Origin of the sequence: Fibrobacter sp. (genome assembly GCF_045112255.1) — a bacterium.
GTDB lineage: Bacteria > Fibrobacterota > Fibrobacteria > Fibrobacterales > Fibrobacteraceae > Fibrobacter.
On sequence record NZ_JBGUHR010000123.1, the window covers coordinates 1 to 2,663 of the forward strand.

General features: G+C 50.5%; 3 protein-coding genes and 1 pseudogene. 3 read left to right on the forward strand and 1 reads right to left on the reverse strand.

Going from position 1 to position 2,663, the window contains the following annotated elements:
* Positions 1 to 421, reverse strand: a pseudogene (locus ACJMM9_RS15995) (hypothetical protein); the annotation flags it as partial.
* Positions 422 to 531: 110 nt separating this feature from the next.
* Here ACJMM9_RS15995 and ACJMM9_RS16000 point away from each other — a divergent pair.
* The 3 genes from ACJMM9_RS16000 to ACJMM9_RS16010 form a co-directional block, all read left to right on the forward strand.
* The gene (locus tag ACJMM9_RS16000) at positions 532 to 732 is read left to right on the forward strand and encodes a hypothetical protein (protein ID WP_405329192.1); all 201 of its coding nucleotides are present in this window, start codon (positions 532 to 534) and stop codon (positions 730 to 732) included.
* 113 nt (positions 733 to 845) lie between these two features.
* Positions 846 to 2,006, forward strand: coding sequence for an RNA-guided endonuclease TnpB family protein (locus ACJMM9_RS16005; RefSeq protein ID WP_405329195.1), 1,161 nt, complete (start codon positions 846 to 848; stop codon positions 2,004 to 2,006).
* 21 nt (positions 2,007 to 2,027) lie between these two features.
* On the forward strand, positions 2,028 to 2,663 hold a 636-nt coding region (locus ACJMM9_RS16010; protein WP_405329197.1), incomplete at its 3' end, for an NUDIX domain-containing protein.

Here is a 2,663-nt window from a genome sequence, read left to right on the forward strand (position 1 = left end):
TACATGAGTCAATGCCAGAGCCGAACTTGGCGTACGTCTTGTGGAAATCGGCATCCTTCTTCAACCACCACGGCAAGTTCGTGTACATCGTCTTGATAAGCGCAAGCTGTTCCTTCGCCATGCTGTGCTTGATATCGCATAGGACGCAGCAGCGAGACGAATTGAACGTAACGTACCACAAGACATAGGCGGCCTCGATCCATCGGTTGCCAGCTTGTCTGCACCAGTTATGGATGACGTTATTGTACTTCTGAAGAACGTCGAACTCGCGAAGCTGGTAGTCTCTCCAGTTGATCGGGTATCCCTTCTTGTCGAGCTTCAAGTACTTGGCGAAATACGACAAGTCGCTTGCGCATCGTTTAAGTTCGTTGATTTGATCTAAGGTCATCTCGCCGTGGTTTTCGGTTTTGGTCTTAGGCATAATGAAACCCATAAAATTTCTTCCTTTTCCAATCAGTTTAGGTGACGAGACTCCGAAAATTTGCTATATTTTATATAAATAAGAAAAAAGTAAGAAACAAGGAGATGCTTATGCAGTTCGAAGTCACACTCACAAAGACTTGCAAGTTCTTCGTCCCGGACGGAGCTACCGACGAGGAATACGATGCCATGAAGGAAATCGTCATCGCTGGCATGGCGACAAACAAGGTCACGCCGGACACCATCAAGGTCAAGCGCATCGACGTCACGGAACCCAAGCAGCCCTATGAAGTCAACAAGGACTGCGATTAAGCTAATTTAGAAGATTGCGCCGAGAAACATGCCACCTAGCGCCGCTAGGCGCGAAACTTGAAAAATAAATTTTAATTTTCTATATAAACTTCTAAAGAATAGAACTTTGAACCATGTTTCAACGCGCCTACAATGTCAGATTGTATCCTAACAAGCAACAGGAAGTCTTGCTCAGCAAGACTTTCGGGTGCTGTCGTAAGGTCTACAACTGCATGTTGGAAGCAAAGATAAAGTCGTACGAGGCGACCGGAACAATGTGTCGGTCTAAGCCGACAGATTTCTACGCAGAGTTTCCTTTCTTGAAGGAAGTCGACGCGCAAGCGTTGACTTCCGAGAAGCTTAACTTGCAAGCTGCGTTCAAGAACTTCTTCGAGCGGAAGGCCGACGGAGTCGGCTTTCCGCAGTTCAAGGCGAAGCACCGGGATAAGGAGTCGTATACAAGTTATACGACAAACCACAATATCCGTGTAGAAGGGAGGAAACTCCGCCTACCGAAGGTAGGCTTCGTTTCCTTCCGCAACTACGAGGACATCGACTGGTCAGCCAGGGACATCAAGCACGTGACCGTGTCACGGTCACGTGCCGGGAAGTACTATGCATCGATCCTAGTCGAGGAGGAGGTGCCGAAGGCACTGCCGACATCTGAGTCCGAAATCGGAATTGACCTCGGTCTTAATGAATTCTGCGTGACCAGCGACGGCTTCGCCGTCGCGAATCCTCGTTTCCTCAAGGAATCAGAATCTCGTATCGCTGACCTTCAGCGAGCATTCGACAAGAAGCAGAAAGGTTCAAAGAGACGCGAGGAATTGCGATTGCGCATAGCTCGCGAACATGAAAAAGTTGCTAACCGAAGGAAGGATTTCCTTGACAAGCTGTCCACGAGATTGCTCCGCGAGAACCAAACGGTGGCGGTCGAGGATTTGGACGTGCGCGAGGTCGCCGAGGGCGACCACGCGAAGTCCGAACATGACACTGCTTGGAGGATGTTCCTGAACAAACTACAGTATAAGGCTGAATGGTACGGAAGAACCATCGTCCGCGTCGGACGATGGTTCCCATCCTCTCAGCTATGTCATTGCTGTGGGTTCAAGAATACGTTGACAAAGGACTTGAACGTAAGGTCGTGGACGTGTCCGCAGTGCGGCACGTCACACGACCGAGACGTCAATGCCGCCATCAACATTCTTAATGAAGGTAAAAGATTAATCGCCGCAGGGACTGCGGTTCAATGCGCGGGAAACATCGAAACACAACGCGAAGCTCACCGCCGTTAGGCGGTGCGGAGTTCACTAGGTATGGAACTATCTGCTGGTTTTATCATCATTGACAAGAGCACCCATAAGGTGCTTGGAGGACATCCGACTGGACGTCCCTATACCTACAATTACGCCTACGATATTCCGAAGGGCCACATCGAGAACGGCGAGACTCCGCTCGAAGCGGCGAAGCGTGAACTGAAAGAGGAGACTGGCATCGTCTTGCCGGACGACCAAGAAATCCACGAGATCGGTCACGTCTCGTACAACTCGAAGAAGTCTCTGCACTTGTTCTCGACGGAACTGGATATTGACCTCAAGTCGCTTCGCTGCGACTCGACATTCGTTGACTCGTTCGGCAACGTGAAACAAGAAGTCGACCACTTCATCCTCACCGACCGATGCGACCAGTTCTTCATGAACATGCGTAGGCACATAATGCGCGAGCTGCAGCGTCGTTACAAGGTGCGCCTCGTGCAGCTGACGTATGACGGAACCGTGTTCGACAATTACATTCCGAGCGGACGATTCAATCGCATCCAGAACAAACTAATTGAAGCGTACGACAAGGGACTGTACCGTCCGGAGGCCAAGATCGAGATGCACGGACTGTCGGCAAGAGACGGCAGCCTAGATGACCGCATTCCGCTTCTCAACAAGGAAGTGGAAGACGCG

What these genes read in the sequence shown, in the direction of transcription:
- ACJMM9_RS16005 (WP_405329195.1), top strand. Translation starts at nt 846, where the DNA reads ATGTTTCAACGCGCCTACAATGTCAGATTGTATCCTAACAAGCAACAG.
- ACJMM9_RS16000 (WP_405329192.1), top strand. Translation starts at nt 532, where the DNA reads ATGCAGTTCGAAGTCACACTCACAAAGACTTGCAAGTTCTTCGTCCCG.